We start from the raw sequence: 22,334 nt of genomic DNA on the forward strand, positions 1-22,334 counted from the left end.
TTTTGGGATCAGGAAAAGGCCGCCCTTGGGCGGCCTTGCTCTACAGCGAAATTATGCGCCAACCAGTTCCAGCGCGTCGTGGGCGATGACCCACTCTTCGTTGGTCGGGATAACCAGGGCTTTGGTGGAACCAGCCTTGGTGATCTCGCCACCCTTGCCGAAACGAGCCTTCAGGTTGGCGTCGTGATCGACGTCGAAGCCCAGCAGACCCAGCTTGTTCAGGGTGATTTCACGGATCGGGGCGGAGTTTTCACCGATACCACCGGTGAAGACCACGGCGTCCAGACGACCGTCCATGGCGGCGGCGTAGGCGCCGATGTACTTGGCCAGGCGATAGCAGTAAACGTCCATGGCACGCTTGGCTTCTTCTTTGCTGTCGTAGTTGTCTTCAACGAAACGGCAGTCGGAAGTGACTTCGGTCAGACCCTGCAGGCCGGACTCTTTGGTCAGCATGGTGTTGATGTCGGCCACGCTCATGCCCAGCTTGTCGTGCAGGAAGAAGATGATGGCCGGATCGATGTCACCGGAACGGGTACCCATCACCAGGCCTTCCAGCGGGGTCAGGCCCATGGAGGTGTCGACGGATTTGCCGTTCTTGATGGCGCAGACGGAACCGCCGTTGCCCAGGTGGCAGTTGATGATGTTCAGCTCTTCCACCGGCTTGTTCAGCTGCTTGGCGGCTTCCAGGCTGATGTAGTAGTGGCTGGTGCCGTGGGCGCCGTAGCGACGGATGCCGTTCTCTTTGTAGAGCTTGTACGGCAGGGCGTACAGGAAGGCTTCTTCCGGCATGCTCTGGTGGAACGCGGTGTCGAACACGGCAACGTTCTTCTCGGCCAGCGCCGGGAACACGCGACGGGCTTCACGGATACCGATCAGGTGAGCCGGGTTGTGCAGCGGCGCGTACGGTACGGCGGCTTCGATGCCGGCGATGACGTCGTCGCAGATGCGCACGGAGGAGGTGAAGCGCTCACCGCCGTGTACCACACGGTGGCCGATGGCGATCAGGTTCTTGGACAGCTCCGGGTTGAGCGGCAGGATCTTGTTGACGATGTAGTCCAGCGCTTCCTGGTGAGCGGCACCGGCGCCCAGATCGGCACTGCCTTTCTCACCGTTCAGTTTCCACTTGATGCGGGCGTCGTCGAGGTTGAAGCACTCGGCCAGGCCGGACAGCAGGTCATCACCGGTGGTTGCGTCAATGACAGCAAACTTCAGGGACGAGCTGCCACAGTTAAGAACAAGAACCAGCTTACTCATGAATAAATCCTATCGCAGATTGGGTTGTGTAGGAGGATGCGTTGGACGAGCCGTGTCCAAAAACTTTCAACTTATCCTTATGAGGGTTGGCAATCTGTTGCTTGCCCCTTGTATAGTGATACAAGACCCGAAATCCAGACGTCCCTGACAGCGCAACGGCAGGCCGCTGGCGCAAAAATTGGGCGTACAAAGGATAACCCGATTGTTGAAAAATAACAAAGTCATCCTCAACCTTTGTTATTGCGCATCAAATATTGTCGTGGTTTTGCCGTTAATACGTTCAAAAAGAGCTCGGAGGTAGCATGAGCATGAACATTTTTGGAACTAAGTTACAGCAAGGCCGTCATTATATGACCCTTTGGCCCCGCCGTCCCGAGCTTAATTCCATGTTCCCGGAGAATCGGGTGATCAAGGCCACCGAGTTCGCCCTCAAGGTCATCCCGGCGCTGGCGGCGCTTAGCGTCATGCTGCAGTTCCAGTTCGGCGAGCTGCACTACTGGCCTTCCGTCATGACCTCGGTGCTGTTTCTGCTCAGTCTGCCGCTGCAGGGCTACTACTGGCTCGGTCAGCGTGCCGATACCCGGCTGCCGCCCTCCCTTGCCAGCTGGTATCGCGAGATCAACGGCAAGATGAACGAGCAGGGCGGTCGTCGCCAACTGGTGGCCCAGCCCAGATACGAAGAGCTGGCCGATACCCTCAACGCCGCCTTCAAGCAGCTGGACAAATCCTTCCTCTACGAGTGAGGCCTGTGGCCCATGACTCGGACCAAGGCGCCTCGCGGCGCCTTTTTCATATCTGTCAAGCTGCCAGAACCTTGCGGATCTCCTGGATGGAGAGCTTGTACTGACGCGGGCACTGGCGCCACACCGCTAGCATGCGCTGGTACTTGTCGCGCATGGCGATGTCGCTGGAGAGCTCGTCACACGGGCATTTGAGCTCGGGGAAGCGCTTGTCCACCTCCAGCAGGAAGCAGACATAGTCGGCCAGCTCCCGTTCCTGGCTGCGGCTGTAGCCGTTGAACTCCAGCCGGCTGGCATTGATTTCGCCCTGATCGGCCGCTTCCAGGTTGCCCCAGGAGATGGCCAGCGCATGGTGCAGTTCCAGGGTGTCGATCACCTCCTGGCAGGTGGCCAGATCCAGATGGCCGAAGCTCTTCTCCAGTTCGAGGATCTGCAGGCAGTAGCCGCGCTCGATGATGGTGCTGGCCCGTTGGTAAAACGCCGCCTTCTCCGGATTGAGTTTGGCCAGAATCTCGTACTGGTTGCTCAGGATCAGGCGTTCGGTGTGGCTCATGTTCATGGGCTTTTCTCACTGGAAAATGAAACTGGGGTCACGTTAACCCATATATAAGATGAATTTTTTGATCTGGCAGGGGAGGTTGGCGAGATAGCGGGACGGGAAATCAACGTCGGCCCCGGCTGGTTAATTAAATGTAACGGCTGGCGGCTTGCTTTCTGGCCCACTGGCGCAACAATAAGGGCGTCATTTGGCCTGCGCCGAAAGACCCGTCACCAAGGCATCCCATCGTGGATGCAAGCCGGCGCCTTCATGACAAATGAGAACGTCGCCGCCAGTCACTTGCCTGGCAGGCGAGCCGAAGGACCGGGCATCGAGCCTCCTGCCCGCAACGCGAGGCAGGCAACGACATGTGAATAAAAAAGGGCCTGCACTTGCAGGCCCTTTCCATATGGGCAGTACCGGTATCTGGGGTTCAGCCCTTGAGCAGGTCGAGCACCACCTGATGATGATCGCTGGTCTTGAACTTGTCAAAGCGATGGCTAATCTTGCCCTCTTCGTCGATGAGGAAGCTCAGCCGGTGGATACCGTCATACTCCTTGCCCATGAACTTCTTCGGGCCCCAGACGCCAAACGCATCGGCCACTGCATGGTCTTCATCGGCCAGCAGGCGGAAGTTCAGGTTGTCGCGCTCCTCGAATTTTTTCAGCCGCTTGGCCGGATCCGGGCTGATGCCGAGCACCACCACATTGAGGGCGGCCAGCTCGGCGTTGACGTCGCGCAGGCCGCAGGCCTGGGTGGTGCAGCCCGGGGTCATCGCCTTGGGATAGAAGTAGACGAGCACTTTCTTGCCGCGCAGGTCGGCAAGGCGTACCTGGTTGCCGTCCTGATCGGACAGGGAAAAATCGGGGGCCAGGCTGCCAGCGGATAAAGGTTGCATGGGATCTCCTTGGATGAGTCGTCAGGCGTGTTTGTGATTGACGATGAATTCGAACGATTCTGCGCCCAGTTCACGACAGAATCCGGCGAAGGCCGTCTGCGAGCCGGCCGCCTCTCCCTGCTTGGCCAGATTGAGCTGAAAGCTGGCCTTGAGCAGGTTGAACGGCTGCTGTTCCAGGGTGATGGTCTGCATGGCCTGGATGTCCCAGCCGTGATCGCTGAAGAACTGGGTGCACTGGCTTACGATGCCCGGCTGGTCCCGGATCAGGATCTCGGCATTGGCGCTGATGTCGTATTGCAGCGACTGATGGCGTTCGGTGCGCTTCATCATGGTGATGAGGTCCCACTCCTGGCTGCGCAGGGGCAGGCTTATCTCGAGCTGCATCAGGCTGTTCCAGTCACCGGACAGCAGCATGATGAAGGTGAATTCATTGCCGAAGATGCCAAGACGGCTGTCGACAATGTTGCAGCCACACCCACTGACGTGGCGGGTGACCTCATTGACGATGCCAGGCCTGTCCGTGCCGATGGCCGTTACGACCAGGTAATGAGTCATAAATCTTCTCTCGTCCATTAGCGGGTTGCGAATGTGGATGCAGTGGCATGGCCCGAAGGGGCTGGCCATGGGCCACTGCCAGCGATCCTGCATGGCAACCTTGTTGAGAATCTCGTTGCAACGAGCACGGTATCGGGGTGTCACGACCAGCGTCCGGCGTGTTCCACCGCGGCTCGCGCAGTGCGGTTTTTGCCGGATGGTAACACGGCTTGCCCCTGGCCTCCCTTGTTTTTCCAAGGGGGCAGCTTTACCATAACGCCCCTGAAAATCGGGAGAAATATCCATGTTGCGCGGTAGTATTGTTGCCCTCGTTACCCCCATGCTGGCTTCAGGCGAAGTCGATTGGGCCAGTCTGGCCACTCTGGTCGACTATCATGTCAGCGCCGGGACCAGCGCCATCGTGGCGGTCGGGACCACGGGGGAGTCGGTGACCCTGAGCGAGCAGGAGCACATCGCCGTCGTGGAGAAAACCGTGGCGTTGGCCGCCGGACGCATTCCGGTCATTGCCGGCTGCGGCTCCAACAATACCGCCCATGCCATCGACCTGGCCAAGCGCTTCGCCGAAACCGGCGTGGTGGCGGGTCTCTCGGTCACCCCCTATTACAACAAACCCACCCAGGAAGGCCTCTATCGTCACTATTGTGCGATCGCCGAGGCTAGTGGTCTGCCCCAAATTCTTTATAATGTGCCCGGTCGTACCGGTTGCGATCTCAAACCGGAGACGGTAGCCCGACTGGCCAGGGTGCCCGGCATCATAGGCCTGAAAGAGGCGACCGGGGATCTGAGCCGTACGCCGCTGCTGCGCGAGCTGTGCGGCGCACAATTCGCGCTTTATAGTGGCGATGATGCCAGTGGATGTGATTTCATGCTGCAAGGCGGGGACGGAGTCATTTCGGTCACCACCAATATTGCAGCGGCCCAGATGGCCGACATGTGTCGTGCTGCGCTGGCCGGTGATGCCGGACGAGCGCACGACATCAACAATCGATTGATGCCGTTGCATCAGACTCTGTTCTGCGAACCGAGTCCTATCCCGGTGAAGTGGGCCTGTGCCCAGCTGGGATTGATTGCGACGGCCACCTTGCGTCTGCCGCTCACCGACCTCACCCCCGAGGGCGAACAGGCGATGGCGCGAGCACTGACGACTGCGGAGTTGATGGCGAGTGTTTAAAGCAAATGGAAAGGGAAATGCAGTGCGCCTGGTGCTGAGTGTGGCGACCGTTGCCGTGCTGGCAGCCTGTAGCTCACCCCAGGAACGCAAGATGGCCAACCGTGGTTTCGAGTACGAGGATGCCCGCCTTGAAGGCCGTGCGTTTCTGGTACCGGCCGGGTTGAATACCCCCGCCTTTAACAGCAGTTTCGACATTCCGGCCCTGCCCGAGAGCAGCCGTGACGGCGCGCTGGGTGCCAAGGTTGACGTGCGTCCACCCGCCCAGCTGCTGACCGTGGTACCGGGCAGCCAGGTGGTGGCCAATGCTGGCGAACCCACCATGGCCTTCTACGCCCTCAGCACCTCCCAGAGCGTGGAGCGCGATACCTGGGCCTTCCTGATGAACTTCCTCGCCCAGTACAAGGTCACCACCGAGAAGCTGGACCAGCAGGCCGGCGTGCTGCAGACCGGCTGGTTTGACAACACCAAGGCGCTCGACGGCTGGAGTGAAGAGGACGATGACTTCGTCATTCGCCAGCGCTACCAGTTCACCCTGCGCAACGATCCTCAGCGCCACGCCGTCAACATGTCGGTACGGGTGCTGGATCATGAAGAGACCGTCGATGGCGAGACCAGCAAGGAGTTGACCCCGGCGGATGCCCAGCGCTATGCGACCCGGGCCCTCAACCAGTTCTCGCTCTACTACGACAAGCAGCTCAAGTCCCGCGAACAGCACAAGGCCAACGATGGCATGGGGCTGGAACTGGGTCTGGACAACAACGAGCTGAGCGCCTGGATCGCCGATGGCTCGTTTGACCAGGTGTGGCGTCGTCTCAATCAGGTGCTGCCGGCCTACGGTTTCACCATCAAGGATACCCAGCAGTCGCTGGGCTGGATCGACGTGGAGTACGACGAGCCGGGCAGCGAATTCTGGAAGGCCAAGGGCAGCGAGCCGTTCAAGCTGGACGAAGACAAGTATCGCTTCCAGCTTGGCGAGATGGCGGGGGGCAAGACCTCCATCACCCTGTTCGACAAGGACAAGAAGCCCGTGTCGTCCGGTGTCATCTCCCAGATGTACATCAGTCTGTCCGAGGCATTCGCCAAGGGTCTGGCTGACCAAGCTGCAAAAACAGAATAGAAACAGGGGCCTTGTGCCCCTGTTTTGTTATGTAAACCCCCCACAAACAGGAAGTGTTACTTACCATGAGTCTTGCAGATCAAGTATTGGCGGTGAACGACGATTTGCCGATCCGTACCGATAAACCCGTCCATTCCGGCAAGGTGCGCAGCGTCTACTGGCTGACCGCCGCAGACAGTGCCCGCCTCATCCGCGAGAAGGGTTACGACGTGCCGGCAGATGCGCCGCTCGCCATCATGGTGATCAGTGACCGGATCTCGGCCTTCGACTGCATCTGGCAGGGCGTGGACGGGCTCAACGGCGTGCCGGGCAAAGGGGCTGCGCTCAACGCCATCTCCAGCCACTGGTTCAAGCTGTTCAAGGAGAAGGGGCTGGCCGACAGCCACATCCTGGACATCCCCCATCCCTTCGTCTGGATCGTGCAAAAAGCCCGCCCCGTGATGATCGAGGCGATTGCCCGCCAGTACATCACCGGCTCCATGTGGCGTGCCTACAAGGATGGCGAGCGCGAGTTCTGCGGCATCACCCTGCCGGAAGGACTGAAGAAGGATCAGAAGCTGCCCGAGATCCTCATCACCCCCTCTACCAAGGGCGTGCTGACCGGGCTGGACGGCGTGCCGGAAGCCGACGACGTCAACGTCTCCCGTGCCGACATCGAACGCCACTACCAAGGCTTCAACTTCAGCAAGCCGGCCGACATCGACCGCTACGAAGTGCTGCTCAAGGAAGGCTTCAACGTCATCAGTGACGCGCTGGCCGAGCTGGATCAGATCTTCGTCGACACCAAGTTCGAGTTTGGCTACGTCAATGACGCCGCCGGCAACGAGAAGCTGATCTACATGGATGAAGTGGGCACCCCCGACAGCTCCCGCATCTGGGATGGCGCCGCCCTGCGCGACGGCCAGATCGTCGAGAAGTCGAAAGAGGGTTTCCGCCAGTGGCTGCTCAACCACTTCCCGGATCCGGACATCCTGCTCAACAAGCACCGCATGCCCGAGCGCTTCGCCCTGGCCCGCGACAACAAGTTGCCGACCGAGGTGATGATGGACATCTCCAACACCTATGTGGGGATTGCCGAGAAGATCATCGGTCAGCCGCTGGTACGCAGCGCCAATCCGAAGCAGGAGATCATCGAAGTGCTGCGCGCGCAGTATGGGCTGATCGACTGAGGCACACCGCCTTTTTTGTTGTCGTAAAAACAAACGTTTGCTATCTGCTGGCTATAAGCCACGTACGCTGGCAGCAATGGAACGGGCCCCATCACGGGGCCCGTTTTTGTTGCCGTGCCGGCTGGGTGGCAGCAGGGCGGCGATCAACCGTTGACCCTGAATACCTGGCCGGTCTGCACCCCCAGTACCGACTTCTGGTAGGCCTGCGCCACCCTGGCGGCGGGCACGGGGACGAAGCCCGGGAAGAAGCTGGCGTATTTATCCATCGACTCCGTCAGCACGGTCGGGCTCACCACGTTGATGCGCAGACCCCGCGGCAGCTCGCAGGCTGCCGCCTTGACGAAGTGATCGATGGCGCCGTTGATGGTGGTCGCGCTCGCCCCCCAGTTGATGGGCTCCTCGCTCAGGATGCCGCTGATCAAGGTGATGGAGCCCTTGTCGTTCAGGTGGGGGATGGCGGCCCGGGTCAGGTTGATCTGGCCCATCAGCTTGCTCTGAAGCCCCACTTGCCACTGCTCGTCGGTCATCTCGGTGAGGGCGTTGAAGGCCACGCTGCCACTGGCCACCACCAGCGCATCGAACTGGCCCAGCTTGGCGAACAGCGCCTTGATGGAGGCGGGGTCGCGCATGTCGACCGTGGCGTCCCCCTGGCTGTGACCGACCCGGATCACCTGGTGGTCTTTGGCAAGCAACTCGCTGACGGCGGAGCCGACGGTGCCGGAGGCACCCACAATCACAATCTTCATCTGTTTCACTCCTGGTTGGGATGTGTTGATTCTAGCGCGATGAAAAGGGAGAAAAAGCGCGTAAAATAAACGCATTGTTTCCATATTGGAGCTAATGAATGGACATCTCCCACCTGGCCAGTTTTTACGAGGTGGTGCAAAAGGGCAGTTTCTCGGCCGCAGCCGACCGCCTGGGGGTGAGCAAGGGGATGCTGAGCCGTCACGTCAGCGCGCTGGAATCAACCCTCAATGCCCAGCTGCTGCAGCGTACCACCCGCCGACTCAGCCTCACCGAGGCGGGCCGGACCCTCTATCAGCAGGCTGGCGAGATCTTCGCGCTGGCGCGCCAGGCGGAGCAGGATATCCAGGCGCTGACCGAGGAGGATGGCGGCCGGCTGCGCTTCACCTGCCCGGTCAGTACCGGTGATCGCATGGTGAACGATCTGCTGGCTCGCTTTGCCGAGCTCTGCCCCGGCGTCCAGGTCGAATTGAACTTCACCAACGCCATGATCGACATGAGCCAGGGGGAGCACGACATCGCCCTGCGCGCCATGAGCAGCATTCCCGACAACCTGGTGGCGCTGCCGCTCGGCAGACTCAAGGACGTGGTTGTAGCCAGCCCGGTTCTGCTGGCGCGGGAGGGGATCCCCGCCACCCCTTATGAGCTGGGCGGGCGGCCCTGCCTGCTGCAGGGCCACAACCCGGCCTGGGAGCAGTGGCACTTTCGCAAGGGGGAGGAGGAGGCGCACATCCTGGTGCAGGGCAAGGTGCGGGCCAACCACTACAGTACCGTGCTGCAGCTGGCTCGGGCCGGCATGGGGTACGCCAAGTGCCCGCTGATGCTGGTGGAATCCTGGCTGGCGCAGGGGGAGCTGGTCACCGTGCTGGCGGAGTGGCAGACCGGGTTGCACCCGCTGCACGTCCTGCACGCCCAGCAGCGGCGGGTGCCGCGCAAGATCCGGCTGTTCAAGCAGGTGTTGGCCCAGTGGTTTGCCGAGCGCCCCCATTACCTGCTCTGAGCCCTCGTTATTTTTCTGTCATCTTCGGCTGCTAGCCTGCGCCCATCAACGCGAACAGGAAGGTGAGCGAACATGAAGAGTTATCGGTACGGGCGTGGGGTATCGCTGCTGTGGGCAGCGCTGGGCATGAAGATGGTGCTGGGCAGTGCGGCTTGGGCGGCCGTCGAGGTGACGGTGCCGGCGGATTTCCAGATCCTGGCGGTGAGTGCGGGCACGCTGCACGATGAGCAGCATGCCACCCTGCCGGATGGGGAGCAGCAGTTGCTGGTGCGTTATGAAGGAGTGATCCTGAGTCGCAGCAGCAGCGAGAATGACCGCCAGTTGCGCTCTGTGCCGCAGGTGTTGCGTTATCAAGCCAGCCAGCAGCAGGTACGACTGGTCGCCAATTTGCCGAGCGATGAGCGGGGCATGGCGCAGTATGCCGAGTCTCCCGTCATGGGGCTGCAGGCCGGTGGCCAGCGCATTGCCAGCCAGCAGGATGCGCTGATCACCAGCGGCATGCTGATAGGGATGGACTGGCGGGCCAAGCTGGTCGAATACAACCAGAGCGGCGGCAAGGCGGCATTGAGCACGGTCGTGCCTGTCACCGCAACCACCGCTGCGGTTGAACCGGTGGCGGCCAGCGCGCTGGAGAGGCAGTTGCAACAACTCTTCCTCAAGGCCGACCCTGCGCTTCGCAAGCGCTTTGTCAGCTGGGCCGTGCCGCGACTTTAAGTTTGCGGCCCGTTGCAGTAACGTGGGTGCTCTCATCTTGCATCGCGCCCACCTTACGTCAACGAGGTCTTCATGTTTGAACTGCACAGCCGCCTGCAGGCAGATACCCGCCTGCTCGGCGATCTGCCCCTTTGCCGCGTCCTGCTGGCCAAGGACAGCCAGTATCCCTGGCTGATCCTGGTGCCGAGAGTGGCCAATCTGCGGGAAATTCACCACCTGGCACCGGCGCAGCAACAGCAGCTGATGGAGGAGTCCTGCGCGGTCGCCACCCTGATGGAGCAGGCGCTGCGGCCGGACAAGATCAACGTGGCGGCGCTCGGCAATCTGGTACCCCAGCTGCATCTGCATCATGTCGCCCGTTTCAGTACAGACAAGGCCTGGCCTGGTCCCATCTGGGGGGCTCACCCCTCCGTGCCCTATGAGGAAGACGCATTGCTGGCAGAGGCGGCCAGCTGGCGTCTCAAGCTGGCCAATCTGGCCGGATTCAGCCCGCTTGGCACTGACAATTGAATCAACTGAGAGGCGGCTCGCTATTTCGAAGCCCAAGCCGCGCTATCTGTTAGAGTTATGGTATAGATAAGCCCATTTTCGATGTTCAGGAAGGTCCCATGATAGTGACAAGAGCCGACAACGATACCGTATTGACCACAGAGGACGTGCTGCTGAGCCTGTGCCATTCGGTCACGGATGTATTGAGTGCGGCAACCCAGAGTCAGGTGCGTTTCTCCGGCATGGTGCAGCGGATCAGCAAGACCTGCCTCAAGCCGGATATCGGCTGCTTCGTACTGTTTGACGGCGGCTTCTCCGGCCTGGTGGTGATCAACTTCTCCGCCTCCGCCGCCATGGAGCTGTACGAGAGCTACATGCTCAGCATGGGGCTCTCCAAGGAAGATCTCGCCATCTCCCATACCTCGGACGAGGTGAGCAACGTGATGGGCGAGCTGATGAACCAGATCGTCGGCAGCTTCACCGTCAAGGTCGGCCGGGATCTGCAGACCCACATCACCCAGAACCAGCCGAAGATGCTGGCCCTCAACAAGCAGGTGATGCTGAGCGTCGATACCAACCTCGACAGTCCGGAGTCGCGCCGGGTCACCTTCTTCACCGCCCGCAACAACATCTTCTATCTGGAGCTGGCAATGGACAAGACCGAGTTCATCCGCATCCACAACGACGGCATGGATCAAGAAGAGTTGGATCCGGATGCCCTGATCGCCCAGACCAAGCGCGAGGCTGCCCAGCCGGCCCCGGCCGCCGCCCCGGTGACCAACGATCACGACGATCTGCTCGATTCGCTCGGGATCTGATGGCCGCAGGCCGTTGCAAATGACGAGGCCACCCATGGGGTGGCCTTGTTTGTTGATGCGGGTTGGGTTTAGAAGTTGTAGAGCAGACCCGTGCTGAAGCGGGTGGACTGACTGTCGTAGAAGTTGATGTCCGAGTCGGCGCTGGCATAGGCGGCGGTGAAGGTGGCGGCGAGGGCGTTGACGCCAAACAGGTTGTGCCAGAAGAAGGTGCCGTTGATGGCGAATTCGTCGGCATCGGCACGCTGGCCGAAGATGGGGTTCGCCTCGTCATACTTGCGCTTGCCGGTATAGAGGTTGCTGACGAAGGACCACTGGGGGCCGCGCTTGGCATAGGTCAGCTTCAGGCCGGTGTTCTTGAAACTCTCGGCACTGCCGTCAAGGCGGGCCTGCTTGTAGACGATGGCCGGCTCCAGCAGCTGGTTGCCGCCAAAGTGCCACTGGTAGGAGAGCTCCATGTCGTGCATCTTGCCGTTGCGATCCAGCATGTCGGCGTAGTGGGTGCCGTGGCTCTGGTCATACTGCTGGCCGCTGCGCTCCTCATCCATGTCCACCTCCCGGGTGGTCAGGTTGCCGTAGAAGTTGCTGCCCCAGATCTTGTCCCAGGCAAAACGGGCCCCTTTTGATTTCACATCGGTGGAGCTGCGATCCACCCCGGTGGCGAAGGGATCACTCCACAGCTCGACCGGCATGACGTTGAACACCAGCGAGGTGGCGACTATGCCCTTGTCACCCATCTCCTGGCGCAGGCCGAGCTGCTGGGTGAAGTCGAAGCGCACCGCGTCCTGGATCAGGTTGCCGAGGAAGATCTGGGTACGGGTATCGGCAAAGGTGTAGCGGATATCGGCGTTGAGCAGCGGCGTCAGGCCGCTCTCGCTGTCGGGTGAGCCGAGGTCATTGATGCGACTGTGGTTGTCATCGCCGGCATAGAAGTTGGACTTGTAGCTGACGGCGTTGACCCCGCCCAGCAGGAAGCCGGACCAGCCGGACTGCTTGGGGATCTCGCCCAGATCGGCGTGGGCGGCATTGGCTGCCAGCAGGCCAAGACTCAGCAGGGTGAGATTACGCATCGATGAGACTCCTGAAATATCAGTTGGTTGAATTGAACGGCCGAACATTATAGCCAGCCAGGCTTAACCCGGGCTGACCGAATTGACTCCGGCATGCTACCCCAGCGGGCGGAGGAGGTTAACCGATAATTTATCGTGCGACGGCACAAGAGTTCGGCGCGCTGTGCTGGTATTCTGTTCGGCGAATATCGGGGAGAAAACAATAAGATGAAACAAATCAAATCCTGGGCGCAATATTACGTCGACCTGATGACCAAGCTGGGACTGGTGCGCTTCAGCATGTTCCTGGCCACCGGCATCATAGTGCTGGCCGTTTCGATCCAGATGGGGGTCACCCTGTTCCTGCGCGGCACAGTGGACATCGTCGACCTGGTGCGCTCGGTCTTCTTCGGCCTGCTGGTCACCCCCTGGGCCGTCTATTTTCTCTCCATCGTGGTGGATCAGCTGGAGGACTCCCGCCAGCGGCTGACCCGCATGGTGCGCAAGCTGCAGGACATGCGTGAGCGGGATCTCGAGCTCAACAGCCAGCTGCAGGAGAACATCAGCCGCCTCAACGCCCAGATCGCCGAAACCAACCGGGCCGAGACCCTGCGTCAGCAGGCCATCGAGGATCTGGAGAACGAGGTATTCCAGCGCGAGAAGGCCCAGCTGCATCTGGGGGAGCGCACCGCCCTGCTGCGCTCCTTCATCGACTGCTCCCCTGATCTGGTCTACTACCGCAACGAAGACGAGCAGTTCTCCGGCTGCAATCGCGCCATGGAGGAGCTCACCGGCAAGGTGGAGGCGGAGCTCATCGGCTTGACCCCGTTCGATGTCTACAAGCACGACATCGCCAGCAAGGTGGTGGAGACCGACAAGCAGGTCTTCGCCCAGAACGAGCCGCTCACCTATGAACAGTGGCTGGAGTACCCAGACGGTCGCAAGGCCTACTTCGAGCTGCGCAAGGTGCCCTTCTTCGATCGCTTTGGCAAGCGGCTCGGCCTGCTCGGTTTTGGTCGCGACATCACCGAACGCAAGCAGTATCAGGACAAGCTGGAGAAGGCGAGCCGCGACAAGACCACCTTCATCTCCACCATCAGCCACGAACTGCGTACCCCGCTCAACGGCATCGTCGGTTTGAGCCGGATGCTGATGGATACGCCGCTCGATCCCAAGCAGCACCAGCAGCTCAAGACCATTCACCTGAGCGCGGTGACGCTCGGCAACATCTTCAATGACATCATCGATCTCGACAAGCTGGACCGGCGCCGGCTGGAAATTGCCCCGACCCCCATCGACTTGCCAGCCTTCCTCGACGAGCTGGAGACGCTGTCGCGCATCCAGGCGGAGCAGAAGGGGCTCTATCTGCATTTCGACCGGGATGGCGACGTGCCGCAGTTCGTGATGGCGGACGGGACCCGGTTGCGCCAGGTGTTGTGGAATCTGGTGGGCAATGCGGTCAAGTTTACCGACGAGGGGGGGGTGACGGTGCGCTGCCTCACTCACCCGGCCGACACACCGGGCAAGCTGGCCCTGCACTTCGAGGTGGAAGACACCGGGGTCGGCATTCCCCGTGCCCAGCAGGAGAAGATCTTCGCCATGTACTATCAGGTGCAGGGCAAGAAGCACGCCACCGGCACCGGTATCGGGTTGGCGGTCTCCCGCCAGCTGGTGCAGGCGATGGGCGGCCAGCTCTACGTGGACAGCGATCCGGGCGAGGGCGCCTGCTTCACCGCCGAGCTGGAGGTGGACTGCGTCGCCGCCCAGGCGCCCGCGGCCGAGCCCGAGATGCCCTGCCTCGATATCCTGCTGGTGGAGGACGTCGAGCTCAACGTGACCGTGGCCTGCGCCCTGCTCAACAAGCTGGGTCATGAGGTCAAGGTGGCGCGGGATGGCGCCCAGGCGCTGGCCATGGCCAATCCCGACGATTTTGATCTGATCCTGCTGGATATCCAGCTGCCGGACATGACCGGTTTCGATGTGGCGGAACAACTGCTCGCCCGCTACGGCGACAGCCTGCCGCCCATGGTGGCACTTACCGCCAACGCCACCGGCGATCGCCAGTACTACCGGGATCACGGCATGCAGGATGTGATCAACAAGCCGCTCGGCTCGAAGGCGGTGCGGGAGGTGATTGGCCACCTGTTTGCCGATTTGGCCGAGGATGAGGCGGACGAACAGGCGGATGCGGACAGTCAGGATGCGCTGCTGGACTTGCCCTTCCTCACCGATTACGCCGATACCGTGGGCAAACAGGTGCTGATCTCCAGCGTCGAGCTGTTCGAGAAGATGATGCCCGACTACATGGCGGTGCTCGACTCCAACATGATTGCCCGGGATCAGGCCGGCGTGGTGGAGGAGGCGCACAAGATAAAAGGGGCAGCCGGCTCCATCGGTCTGCGCCGGCTGCAGCAGCTGGCCCAGCTGATCCAGAGCCCGGATCATCCCGCCTGGTGGGAGAACGTGGAAGACTGGATAGAGTCGCTGCGCCGCGAATGTCCGGGCGACATCGCCCGCTTGAAGCGCTGGCTGCTCTCGTAGATGCGAGCCGCAGGCAAGGAGCCGCAACATGTATAGCCGTTTGATTACTCCCGAGCGCATCCATCGCTGGGGTGACGAAGATCTGCTGGAGGCGACCGAACAGGATCGCGCCCGCATCGTGCAGGCGGCGCCGGTGCGCCGGCTGCAGCAGAAGACCCAGGTCTTTCCGCTCGACGTGAAGGCCTCGGTGCGCAGCCGTCTCACCCATTCGCTGGAGGTGCAGGAGACCGGCCGCCAGATCAGCCGCCGCATTCTGGCGGCCCTGCCGGCGGGGTCGGTGTGCGAGGGGGCCTTCATCAATCTGGTGGAGATGTCCTGCCTGTTGCACGACGTCGGCAACCCGCCGTTCGGTCACTTTGGCGAGCAGGTGATGAGCCAGTGGCTGGCGCAGGCGCTGGATGGGTTGTTTGCCGAGGCCCTTGGCAGCAACCCCAGCCCGCAGTGGGCAACGCTTCGCCAGGATCTGCTGGTGTTTGACGGCAATGCCCAGAGTCTGCGGCTGGTGCACAGCCTGCACGAGCTGAACCTGACCCTGGGGCAGCTGGCGGCGCAGTGCAAGTACCCGCAGCAACCCCTGCACGGCGGTCAACATCACGGCTGGGCCAGCAAGCGCGGCATCTTCTTCAGCGAACAACCCCTCTACCGCGCCCTCGGCCAGAGCCTGGGGTTGGCCCCCGGCTGCCGTCATCCGCTGGTCTACATCATGGAAGCGGCCGACGACATCTCCTACTGCATCGCCGATCTCGAAGATGCGGTGGACCGGCGCATCCTCAGCCTGAGCGAGCTGCAACAGGCGCTACGGCTGGCCGATGACGGCGCCTACATGGCCGGCTTGCTGGCGGAGGCGACCGCCTCGGGCAGGGGCTTCTTCCCCCACTTTCGCCAGCAGCTGACCCGGGATCTGGTGGAACTGGCCGCTCACACCTATGTGAGCGAGCACCCGCAGATCCTGAGCGGCGCCTATCCCCAGGCCCTGCTGCACGGTCAGGCACCGGCGGCGCGGGTGCTCGATACCCTCAAGCAAGTGGCTCGCGAGCTGGTATTCATGCGCCCAGAGGTGGAGGCGCTGGAGCTGGAGGGTTATGCCGCCCTGCGCGGGGTGCTCTCCACCTATGCCTGTCTGCTGGCGCTGCCGGCCACGCAGTTCGAGCGGCTGCTGGCCGGGCAGGGGGGCAGCGAGCTGTTCTTTGCTCGCCGGTTGTTTCATCGGCTGTCGGCCCGTCATCTCAAGGCATACCGGTTGGCGGTGGCCGGTCGGGATCCGCGCTTCAGCGACGGGGCGGAGCAGGAGTGGTACTTCCGGGTACGGCTGCTGCTCGACTACGTGAGCGGCATGACGGATACCTATGCGCTGGAGGAGTTCCGGCTGTTGTCCGGGATCTGAGCCAGAGCGGCACGGGTCAGCCTGTGCCGGATGAGTATTGACAGATGACTCACCTCCCCATATGGGGGGTGAGGTTCTTGTATAAAATTCGGTCTTTTTTTAGACTGTGGCAACTTGTTCAACTTTCACTCGGTAAGGAGACGGATATGCAACATTCAATGCTAAACGTTGCGTTCGACCGCTGCATCAGCAGCGCGAAGACTCGTGCTCTTTTTCTGCCGCGTGGAGGAAACAGGTAACACCTGCTTTTTCATCACCCGCGGTTGTCCCGCAGGGTGATCTCTTCTCTCCGGGGGAACCGCACGTTCAACTGGAGAATATTATGTCTATCGAACTGACCCTGCTGCGCACCGTCGAAACCCTGGTCCAGAAACGGATTACCCGGCTGGAGCGTCGTGTCAGCTACCTGCATCTGTCGCCTGCTCTGCTCAAGGACATCGGTCTGGAAGGGCAAAATGTGCAGATCGCCCACATCCGTGAGCGGGAATATCAAACCGGCTTCCGACTCGGGAACCGAATAACCTGACAAGAGGGGGTCTTGGCCCCCTTCTTGCTAGAAAACGGCAGGCGTGAGCCTGCCGTTTTTCGTATCCGGACGAGTTCTGTTACGAATTTCTATTCGCACATTTTGCCAAAATCCCTATGATCGCTCTCCAAGCCGTTCAGGAGTTACCCATGCTGCGCCTCTGTTATCGCGCCATTTTGTTGTGCTGGTTTACCTGCTGGAGCCTGGTGGCTGCGGCAGAAACCTCCCTGGACAAGGATCAGCTGGGGCTGGCGGAACGGCTCTGGCTCGCCTCGCGCAGCGACCTGGTGGTCGGCATGCCGTCGGTAGCCTGGCCGCCCTACATCTATGCCAATAGCCGGGGTGGCTTCAGCGGCCCGCTCGACGATTTTGCCACCCTGATTGCCGGCCGGCTGGGGCTGACCGTGCGCTACAAGACTTACCCCTACTATGCCGGCGCCCAGCAGGCTTTGCTCGATGGTGAGGTGGACATGCTGATCGGGGTGACCCCGAGCCAGTCACGTCAGCAGAAGATGCGCTTTACCTCGGATCTGATGACCCTGCCGCGCGCCGTGCTGCTGGCGCGAGAGGAAGGGGAGCCGACTCTGGCGACGGCGCGTCAGCTGCGCTGGGTGTGCGAGCATGGTTTCAGTTCCTGCGAGGAGCTGGCGGAGCTTGGCATGACCCAGCTCACCGAGGCGGACAGCAGTGACGAAGCTGTCTTCATGGTGAAGAAGGGGCTGGCGGATGCCTATCTCTCCGATCTGCCCTCTCTGGTTCGTCTGCAGCGCCTGCAGCAGCAGGCCGGGCTCAAGGTGATGACCCCGGAGTGGGTGACGGACACCTCGCTGGCCATGGCGGTGGGGCCCGACAATCAGGGGCTGCTCGGTTTGCTGGAGCTGGCCCTCAACGACATTCCGCTGGATGAGCGGCGCCGCATTCTGGAGACCGGCGGAATAGTTGACTACGAGCTGGCCAACGGTCCCCGCCAGATCGTGTTCAACCAGAGCGAGCTCGACTGGCTGGCCCTGCATCCGACCCTGCGCTTCGGGGTGGCACCGGACTGGCCGGCGGTGAGCGAGATCGACGGCAATGGCCAGCTCAAGGGTTTCATCGCCGACATGCTCAAGCTGGTGAGCCTGCGCTCCGGCCTGCAGTTTACCCTGGTGCCCACCAGCAGTTGGGCCGAGACCCAGGCGCTGTTCCAGGCGCGCAAGCTGGACTTTCTGCCTGCCATCACTCCGACCGCGGAGCGGCGTCAATACTCCCTGTTTACTCCCGACTACGCCTTCATCCACCGGGTGATCGCCGCCAGACAGGGGAGCGAGGAGCTGGACAACCTCAACGAGCTCAAGGGGCGACGGGTGGGGATCGTCGGCGGCTCGGTGGAGGAGCTGGTACTCAACGAGGTGGGGGCCCATCCGCTGACGGTGAGCAGCGATACCAAGCTGCTGCCGCTGCTGGACGGGCATCAGGTCGACTACGTGCTGATGAGCATGACCACCCTGGAGCAGGCGCTGCAAAAGGGGTTCAACAACCGCTATCAGGTGGTGTTCTCCGGCAACGAGCTGCGGGTGCCGGTCGCCATGGCGGTGCACCAGCAGGACCCCATGCTGCAGCAGATCCTCACCAAGGTGCTGCTCTCCATCCGCCCGGAAGAGATGACCAAGCTGGAGCACAAGTGGCTGGCGCTGACCATCCAGACCGGCATCTCCCCTGCCACTGTGGCGCTCTGGTCCGCGGTCGGCGTGGGCGCTTTCCTGCTCTGCGTGCTGCTGTTCATGGGCTGGAACCGAACCCTGCGCCGCCAGATAGTGCAGCGCAAGCTGGCCGAGCACAAGTTAAGCGAGCAGCTGACCTTCGTGCAGACCCTGCTCAACTCCCTGCCCAACATGGTGGTGCTGCGGGATCGCGAGCAGCGCATCACCCTCTGCAACCAGGCCTATCGGGATGCCTTTATCGGTGAGCTGACCCAGGATGATGGCGACGATCTGGACCGCATGCCGGCCAGAGAGCGGGAGCGGGTGCTGCGCGAAGAGTCGGGGGTATGGCAAAGTGGCGAACAGCTGGAAGGGGCGGGCAACAGCCGCCGTCAGGATGGCGCCATGTTCCACGTCATCTACACCAAGCGTCCCTATCGCTCGCCAAAGGGCGACATGCTGGGGGTCCTGACGGTGCTGACCGACGTGACCCGCATCAAGGAGGCCGAGGCGCGGGCCCGCAAGGCGGAGACCCGGCTCACCCAGATCACCGACAGCATGCCGGGCATCGTCTATCAGTATCTCTGGCTCGGTCCCGGCAAGGGGCGTTTCCTCTATGCCTCGCAGGGGGCGAGCGAGATCCTGGGCGCCAGCCGGCAGGAGATATTGTCGGCCGAGTCGGGCGGCGAGGTGTTCGGTTTTACCGAGGAGGCACTGCAGGATTTCGTCAGCAAGGTGGCCAATCATGCCGAGACCCTGGCCCCGCTCGATCTGGAAGTGCGGGTGGAGCGGCCGGAGGGAGCCCGCTATCTGCAGGTGCGCGGCAGTTTCGTGCCGCAGGAGGAGGGGCACCTGATCCTCAACGGGGTGATCCAGGACATCACGGCCCTCAAGCACCAGGAGCACGACCTGAGGGAGGCGCGCGCCTATGCCGAGCAGGCGATGCAGGTGCGCAGCCGCTTCCTGGCCACCATGAGCCACGAGTTGAGGACCCCCATCTCCGGCATGCACGGCATGCTGGAGCTGCTGCAGATGAGCGAGCTGAACGACGACCAGCGCTATCTGCTGCGCAACGTGGTGACCTCCACCAACAACCTGCTCTATCTGGTCAACGACGTGCTCGATTTCTCCAAGATAGAGGCGGGTCAGCTGCAGTTGCACTATCAGGATTGCCGCCTCGCCTCCGTCATCTGCGACGTGATCCGCGGTCACGCCACTCTGGCCCATGGCAAGGGGCTCAAGGTGACGCTGGGGTGGGCGCCGGAGGTGCCGGATCAGGCCCGCATCGATGCGGTGCGGGTGGGGCAGGTGCTCTCCAACCTGCTCAACAATGCGGTCAAGTTTACCGAGCGGGGCGAGATCCGTATCCAGGTCAGCTTTGAGAAGGAGCGGCTCGCCATCGCGGTCAGCGACACCGGCATCGGCATTGCCGAGGACAAGCAGGATCGCCTGTTCACCCCGTTCGAGCAGGTGGAGTCCGACATAACCCGACGCTTCGGTGGTACCGGGCTCGGCCTTGCCATCTGTCACCAGCTGGCCCAGAAAATGGGGGGCACGCTGGTGCTCGAGAGCAAGCCGGGGCACGGTACCCGGCTTACCTTCGACTTCCCGCTGGCGGCGTGTCAGTGGGATGCCCCGCCGCTGGCAGGCCACGATTGGTGGCTGTTTGGCGAGGATGCGGCCCTGCAGAGCGCGATGCAGCGGCTGGGGGCCAGGCTGCATCGTATGGATCCACAGCAGTGGCAGCAGCCGGTGAGTGGTTTGTTATTAGCAGAGGAGAGCTGGCTCGAGCAGGCCCTTGGCAGCGAGTGGCTGACACATTTGCAGCGCTCGGCCCTCAAGGGCATAGTGCTCTCCCCGCAGGAGGCCCTGCGCGGCCGCATGGGGTCGGGTGCCTGGTGGCGGCTGGGGCAGTCTCCGCTCTATCCTGATCTGCTGCTGGAGACCTGTCACCAGCTGCTGGGAGAGGCGGCGACCAGCCCGGTCGAAGCCAATGCCCCCAAATTGCAGGGACGGGTGCTGGTGGCCGACGATCACCCCATCAACCGTGCGCTGCTGGCTCGCCAGCTGGCGATCCTCGGGGTGGATGCCGAGGTGGTGGATGACGGTGACAAGGCCTTGCGTACCTGGCAGGGGCAGGCATTCGCCCTGCTGCTGACCGACTGCCACATGCCGGTGATGGATGGCTACAGTCTGACCCGGGCCCTGCGGGCACAGGGGGAGTCGGCTCCCGTCATCGGGGTGACCGCCGATACATCCGAAGAGGCCAGCCTGCAGATGCAGGAAGCCGGCATGAACGACATGCTGTTCAAACCCTATACCCTGGAGACGCTGCATCAGATGCTGATGCGCTGGTTGCCGGTGAGCCCTCAGACCCAGGAGCCGGACCAGCCCGCTCCGCCAGCCAGCGAGCAGGGGGAGTGCTGGATCTCGCTGTTTGGCGATGAGGCGGTGGCGCGCAGCATGGCGCGGGAGTATCTGGATTCCAATCGCCAGGACGGCGATGACATGATGCAGGCACTGGCCAGGCAGGACACCTATGCCCTGGTGGAGACGGCGCACCGCATCAAGGGGGCTGCCCGCATGGTGGGGCAGCAGGCTCTGGCGGAGGAGGCGGCCCGGCTCGAAGCGGCGGCCCGCCTCAAGCAGCTGGACGAACTTACCGAGTTGAGTCAGACGGTACTGGCGCTGATGAACTCTATTACATGCGAAATTGGATTATGGCTCGATGAACAAGACACAGCATGAGTTGGTGATCATGGTGGTGGAAGACCACGCGTTCCAGCGCAAGGCGTTGATGCACCAGATCCGCGGGCTCGGTTACGGCGCCCTGCTGGAGGCGCAGGACGGGGTGGAGGCGCTGGCCATGTGTCAGCGTCATCAGGTCGACATCCTGTTTTGCGATCTGCGCATGCCGGGCATGGATGGCATGGCGCTGCTGCGTCGCCTCTCGCTGGGCGGTTTTCGCGGCGGCATCATCCTCTCCAGCGCGCTGGAGGATGACGTGGTCGAGGCCGTGCTGCGCATGAGTGCCGCCTATGGTCTGCAGGTGCTGGGGCGCATCGAGAAGCCTTCCAGCCAGCAGCAGATCAGCCAGCTCATCGGCGCCTGGCGCCCGCAGCAGGAGCGAGCCCAGGAGGAGGACGGCCACCGCCTGACCCTGGATGAGTTGAGCCTGGCGCTGGAGCAGGATCAGCTGCTGCCCTGGTATCAGCCCAAGGTGAGCTTCGGCTCCGGCCAGTGGGTCGGCATGGAGGCGCTGGCGCGCTGGCAGCACCCGGAGTACGGCCTCATCTCGCCGGCCCGCTTCATTCCGCTGGCGGAACACAACGGCCTCATCGATCAGCTGACCGAGGTGATCATCAGCAAGTCACTGCGCGATGGCCATCTGTGGGAGCAGACCGGGCTCTCCCTCAACCTGTCGATGAACCTCTCCACCACCTCCCTCATCGAAGGGGATCTGTGCAATACCCTGATCAACCAGTGCCAGCGCTGGAGCATCAACCCCGAGCTCATCACCCTGGAGGTGACCGAGAGCTCGTTCGTGAAGGATCTGGGCAAGTCGCTGGAGGTGCTGACCCGCCTGCGCATGCACGGTTTCGGCCTCTCCATCGACGACTTCGGTACCGGCTACTCCTCCATGCAGCAGCTGGCCCTGCTGCCCTTCACCGAGCTCAAGCTGGATCGCTCTTTCGTCGATCGCTGCTTTGAGGACCCCTCCCGCTTGGCCATAATAGAGTCAAGCATCGAGCTGGCCCGCAAACTGGGGCTCAAGTCCGTCGCCGAAGGGGTGGAGGATGAGCTCACCTGGCGGCTGCTGGCGCGGCTGGGGTGCGACGTGTGCCAGGGCTTCTTCTCGGCCCGGCCCATGCCGCGTGAGGAGTTGCTGGGATGGCATGACTCCTGGCGTGAACGGCTACCGGCGCTGCTCGGGGAGTGAATGTCGGGCAG

Annotated in this window: 19 protein-coding genes; 13 read left to right on the forward strand and 6 right to left on the reverse strand. The window is 62.1% G+C overall.

The features are described 5' to 3' along the window. Window positions 1-51: 51 nt before the first annotated feature. Complete coding sequence (locus PG900_RS20220) at window positions 52-1,254, reverse strand: acetate kinase (protein ID WP_011704831.1); 1,203 nt, start codon at window positions 1,252-1,254, stop codon at window positions 52-54. A gap of 302 nt (window positions 1,255-1,556) precedes the next feature. Between PG900_RS20220 and yfbV the strand changes: the two genes are divergently transcribed. Continuing rightward, window positions 1,557-1,997, forward strand: coding sequence for a terminus macrodomain insulation protein YfbV (gene yfbV / locus PG900_RS20225; protein ID WP_158197932.1), 441 nt, complete (start codon window positions 1,557-1,559; stop codon window positions 1,995-1,997). Window positions 1,998-2,052: 55 nt separating this feature from the next. On the opposite strand, the gene PG900_RS20230 is transcribed toward yfbV, so the two are convergent. From PG900_RS20230 to PG900_RS20240, 3 genes are all read right to left on the reverse strand, one after another. Beyond that, window positions 2,053-2,553 carry a YfbU family protein gene (locus PG900_RS20230; RefSeq protein WP_010634968.1) on the reverse strand — a complete coding sequence of 167 codons (501 nt, stop codon included), beginning with the start codon at window positions 2,551-2,553 and terminating at the stop codon, window positions 2,053-2,055. 412 nt (window positions 2,554-2,965) lie between these two features. Beyond that, on the reverse strand, window positions 2,966-3,430 hold the full coding sequence (bcp, locus tag PG900_RS20235; RefSeq protein WP_024944312.1) for a thioredoxin-dependent thiol peroxidase: 465 nt from the start codon (window positions 3,428-3,430) through the stop codon (window positions 2,966-2,968). 21 nt (window positions 3,431-3,451) lie between these two features. Beyond that, complete coding sequence (locus PG900_RS20240; RefSeq protein ID WP_016349586.1) at window positions 3,452-3,985, reverse strand: glycine cleavage system protein R; 534 nt, start codon at window positions 3,983-3,985, stop codon at window positions 3,452-3,454. Between the two features lie 283 nt (window positions 3,986-4,268). On the opposite strand from PG900_RS20240, the gene dapA reads away from it, so the two are divergent. From dapA to PG900_RS20255, 3 genes are all read left to right on the forward strand, one after another. After that, window positions 4,269-5,156: a 4-hydroxy-tetrahydrodipicolinate synthase gene (gene dapA / locus PG900_RS20245; RefSeq protein ID WP_223951831.1), complete on the forward strand. Its 888-nt coding sequence runs from the start codon at window positions 4,269-4,271 to the stop codon at window positions 5,154-5,156. After that, window positions 5,149-6,273, forward strand: coding sequence for an outer membrane protein assembly factor BamC (gene bamC / locus PG900_RS20250; protein ID WP_029301731.1), 1,125 nt, complete (start codon window positions 5,149-5,151; stop codon window positions 6,271-6,273). The genes dapA and bamC overlap by 8 nt, the downstream gene beginning before the upstream one ends. A 65-nt stretch (window positions 6,274-6,338) precedes the next feature. Then, entirely contained in the window at window positions 6,339-7,442 is a 1,104-nt protein-coding gene (locus PG900_RS20255) for a phosphoribosylaminoimidazolesuccinocarboxamide synthase (RefSeq protein WP_029303855.1), read from the forward strand. A gap of 143 nt (window positions 7,443-7,585) precedes the next feature. On the opposite strand, the gene PG900_RS20260 is transcribed toward PG900_RS20255, so the two are convergent. Then, window positions 7,586-8,188: a short chain dehydrogenase gene (locus tag PG900_RS20260; protein ID WP_016349590.1), complete on the reverse strand. Its 603-nt coding sequence runs from the start codon at window positions 8,186-8,188 to the stop codon at window positions 7,586-7,588. Window positions 8,189-8,286: 98 nt separating this feature from the next. Between PG900_RS20260 and PG900_RS20265 the strand changes: the two genes are divergently transcribed. The 4 genes from PG900_RS20265 to PG900_RS20280 all read left to right on the forward strand — a co-directional run bounded on the left by PG900_RS20265 (window position 8,287) and on the right by PG900_RS20280 (window position 11,207). Then, entirely contained in the window at window positions 8,287-9,186 is a 900-nt protein-coding gene (locus PG900_RS20265) for a LysR family transcriptional regulator (RefSeq protein WP_158197930.1), read from the forward strand. A gap of 72 nt (window positions 9,187-9,258) precedes the next feature. Beyond that, on the forward strand, window positions 9,259-9,900 hold the full coding sequence (locus PG900_RS20270) for a DUF2057 domain-containing protein (RefSeq protein WP_270832129.1): 642 nt from the start codon (window positions 9,259-9,261) through the stop codon (window positions 9,898-9,900). A gap of 72 nt (window positions 9,901-9,972) precedes the next feature. Beyond that, window positions 9,973-10,410: an HIT domain-containing protein gene (locus PG900_RS20275; RefSeq protein ID WP_029301727.1), complete on the forward strand. Its 438-nt coding sequence runs from the start codon at window positions 9,973-9,975 to the stop codon at window positions 10,408-10,410. Window positions 10,411-10,508: 98 nt separating this feature from the next. Beyond that, window positions 10,509-11,207, forward strand: coding sequence for a DUF3334 family protein (locus PG900_RS20280; protein ID WP_158197929.1), 699 nt, complete (start codon window positions 10,509-10,511; stop codon window positions 11,205-11,207). A gap of 68 nt (window positions 11,208-11,275) precedes the next feature. Here the strand turns inward: PG900_RS20280 and PG900_RS20285 are convergent, their stop codons facing one another. Continuing rightward, a complete protein-coding gene (locus PG900_RS20285; protein WP_024944318.1) occupies window positions 11,276-12,274 on the reverse strand; it encodes a DUF2860 family protein in 999 nt (332 codons plus the stop codon). 207 nt (window positions 12,275-12,481) lie between these two features. Here PG900_RS20285 and arcB point away from each other — a divergent pair, with 207 nt between their 5' ends. The 5 genes from arcB to PG900_RS20310 all read left to right on the forward strand — a co-directional run bounded on the left by arcB (window position 12,482) and on the right by PG900_RS20310 (window position 22,323). Beyond that, window positions 12,482-14,794, forward strand: a complete 2,313-nt coding sequence (gene arcB, locus PG900_RS20290) for an aerobic respiration two-component sensor histidine kinase ArcB (protein ID WP_270800542.1) — start codon at window positions 12,482-12,484, stop codon at window positions 14,792-14,794. Window positions 14,795-14,822: 28 nt separating this feature from the next. Continuing rightward, window positions 14,823-16,178 (forward strand): dGTPase, encoded by a 1,356-nt coding sequence (dgt, locus tag PG900_RS20295; RefSeq protein WP_270832131.1) that lies wholly within the window; start codon window positions 14,823-14,825, stop codon window positions 16,176-16,178. Window positions 16,179-16,500: 322 nt separating this feature from the next. After that, complete coding sequence (locus tag PG900_RS20300) at window positions 16,501-16,704, forward strand: hypothetical protein (RefSeq protein ID WP_011704847.1); 204 nt, start codon at window positions 16,501-16,503, stop codon at window positions 16,702-16,704. A gap of 149 nt (window positions 16,705-16,853) precedes the next feature. Then, on the forward strand, window positions 16,854-21,131 hold the full coding sequence (locus PG900_RS20305) for an ATP-binding protein (protein ID WP_270800547.1): 4,278 nt from the start codon (window positions 16,854-16,856) through the stop codon (window positions 21,129-21,131). After that, window positions 21,112-22,323: an EAL domain-containing response regulator gene (locus PG900_RS20310; RefSeq protein WP_270800550.1), complete on the forward strand. Its 1,212-nt coding sequence runs from the start codon at window positions 21,112-21,114 to the stop codon at window positions 22,321-22,323. Before PG900_RS20305 ends, PG900_RS20310 begins: the two co-directional genes overlap by 20 nt. The last annotated feature ends 11 nt before the right edge of the window (window positions 22,324-22,334 follow it).

The sequence above is a fragment of the Aeromonas sp. QDB03 genome (assembly GCF_027707985.1).
Taxonomy (GTDB): Bacteria; Pseudomonadota; Gammaproteobacteria; order Enterobacterales; family Aeromonadaceae; genus Aeromonas; species Aeromonas hydrophila.

Excerpts from the sequence above, each read along its gene's own strand:
- PG900_RS20220 (WP_011704831.1), bottom strand. The coding sequence starts at position 1,254 with ATGAGTAAGCTGGTTCTTGTTCTTAACTGTGGCAGCTCGTCCCTGAAG.
- PG900_RS20310 (WP_270800550.1), top strand. The coding sequence starts at position 21,112 with ATGAACAAGACACAGCATGAGTTGGTGATCATGGTGGTGGAAGACCAC.
- PG900_RS20270 (WP_270832129.1), top strand. The coding sequence starts at position 9,259 with ATGAAGAGTTATCGGTACGGGCGTGGGGTATCGCTGCTGTGGGCAGCG.
- yfbV (WP_158197932.1), top strand. The coding sequence starts at position 1,557 with ATGAGCATGAACATTTTTGGAACTAAGTTACAGCAAGGCCGTCATTAT.
- PG900_RS20260 (WP_016349590.1), bottom strand. The coding sequence starts at position 8,188 with ATGAAGATTGTGATTGTGGGTGCCTCCGGCACCGTCGGCTCCGCCGTC.
- PG900_RS20280 (WP_158197929.1), top strand. The coding sequence starts at position 10,509 with ATGATAGTGACAAGAGCCGACAACGATACCGTATTGACCACAGAGGAC.
- PG900_RS20240 (WP_016349586.1), bottom strand. The coding sequence starts at position 3,985 with ATGACTCATTACCTGGTCGTAACGGCCATCGGCACGGACAGGCCTGGC.
- arcB (WP_270800542.1), top strand. The coding sequence starts at position 12,482 with ATGAAACAAATCAAATCCTGGGCGCAATATTACGTCGACCTGATGACC.
- dgt (WP_270832131.1), top strand. The coding sequence starts at position 14,823 with ATGTATAGCCGTTTGATTACTCCCGAGCGCATCCATCGCTGGGGTGAC.
- PG900_RS20300 (WP_011704847.1), top strand. The coding sequence starts at position 16,501 with ATGTCTATCGAACTGACCCTGCTGCGCACCGTCGAAACCCTGGTCCAG.
- PG900_RS20265 (WP_158197930.1), top strand. The coding sequence starts at position 8,287 with ATGGACATCTCCCACCTGGCCAGTTTTTACGAGGTGGTGCAAAAGGGC.
- PG900_RS20275 (WP_029301727.1), top strand. The coding sequence starts at position 9,973 with ATGTTTGAACTGCACAGCCGCCTGCAGGCAGATACCCGCCTGCTCGGC.
- PG900_RS20285 (WP_024944318.1), bottom strand. The coding sequence starts at position 12,274 with ATGCGTAATCTCACCCTGCTGAGTCTTGGCCTGCTGGCAGCCAATGCC.
- bcp (WP_024944312.1), bottom strand. The coding sequence starts at position 3,430 with ATGCAACCTTTATCCGCTGGCAGCCTGGCCCCCGATTTTTCCCTGTCC.
- PG900_RS20305 (WP_270800547.1), top strand. The coding sequence starts at position 16,854 with ATGCTGCGCCTCTGTTATCGCGCCATTTTGTTGTGCTGGTTTACCTGC.
- PG900_RS20255 (WP_029303855.1), top strand. The coding sequence starts at position 6,339 with ATGAGTCTTGCAGATCAAGTATTGGCGGTGAACGACGATTTGCCGATC.
- PG900_RS20230 (WP_010634968.1), bottom strand. The coding sequence starts at position 2,553 with ATGAACATGAGCCACACCGAACGCCTGATCCTGAGCAACCAGTACGAG.
- dapA (WP_223951831.1), top strand. The coding sequence starts at position 4,269 with ATGTTGCGCGGTAGTATTGTTGCCCTCGTTACCCCCATGCTGGCTTCA.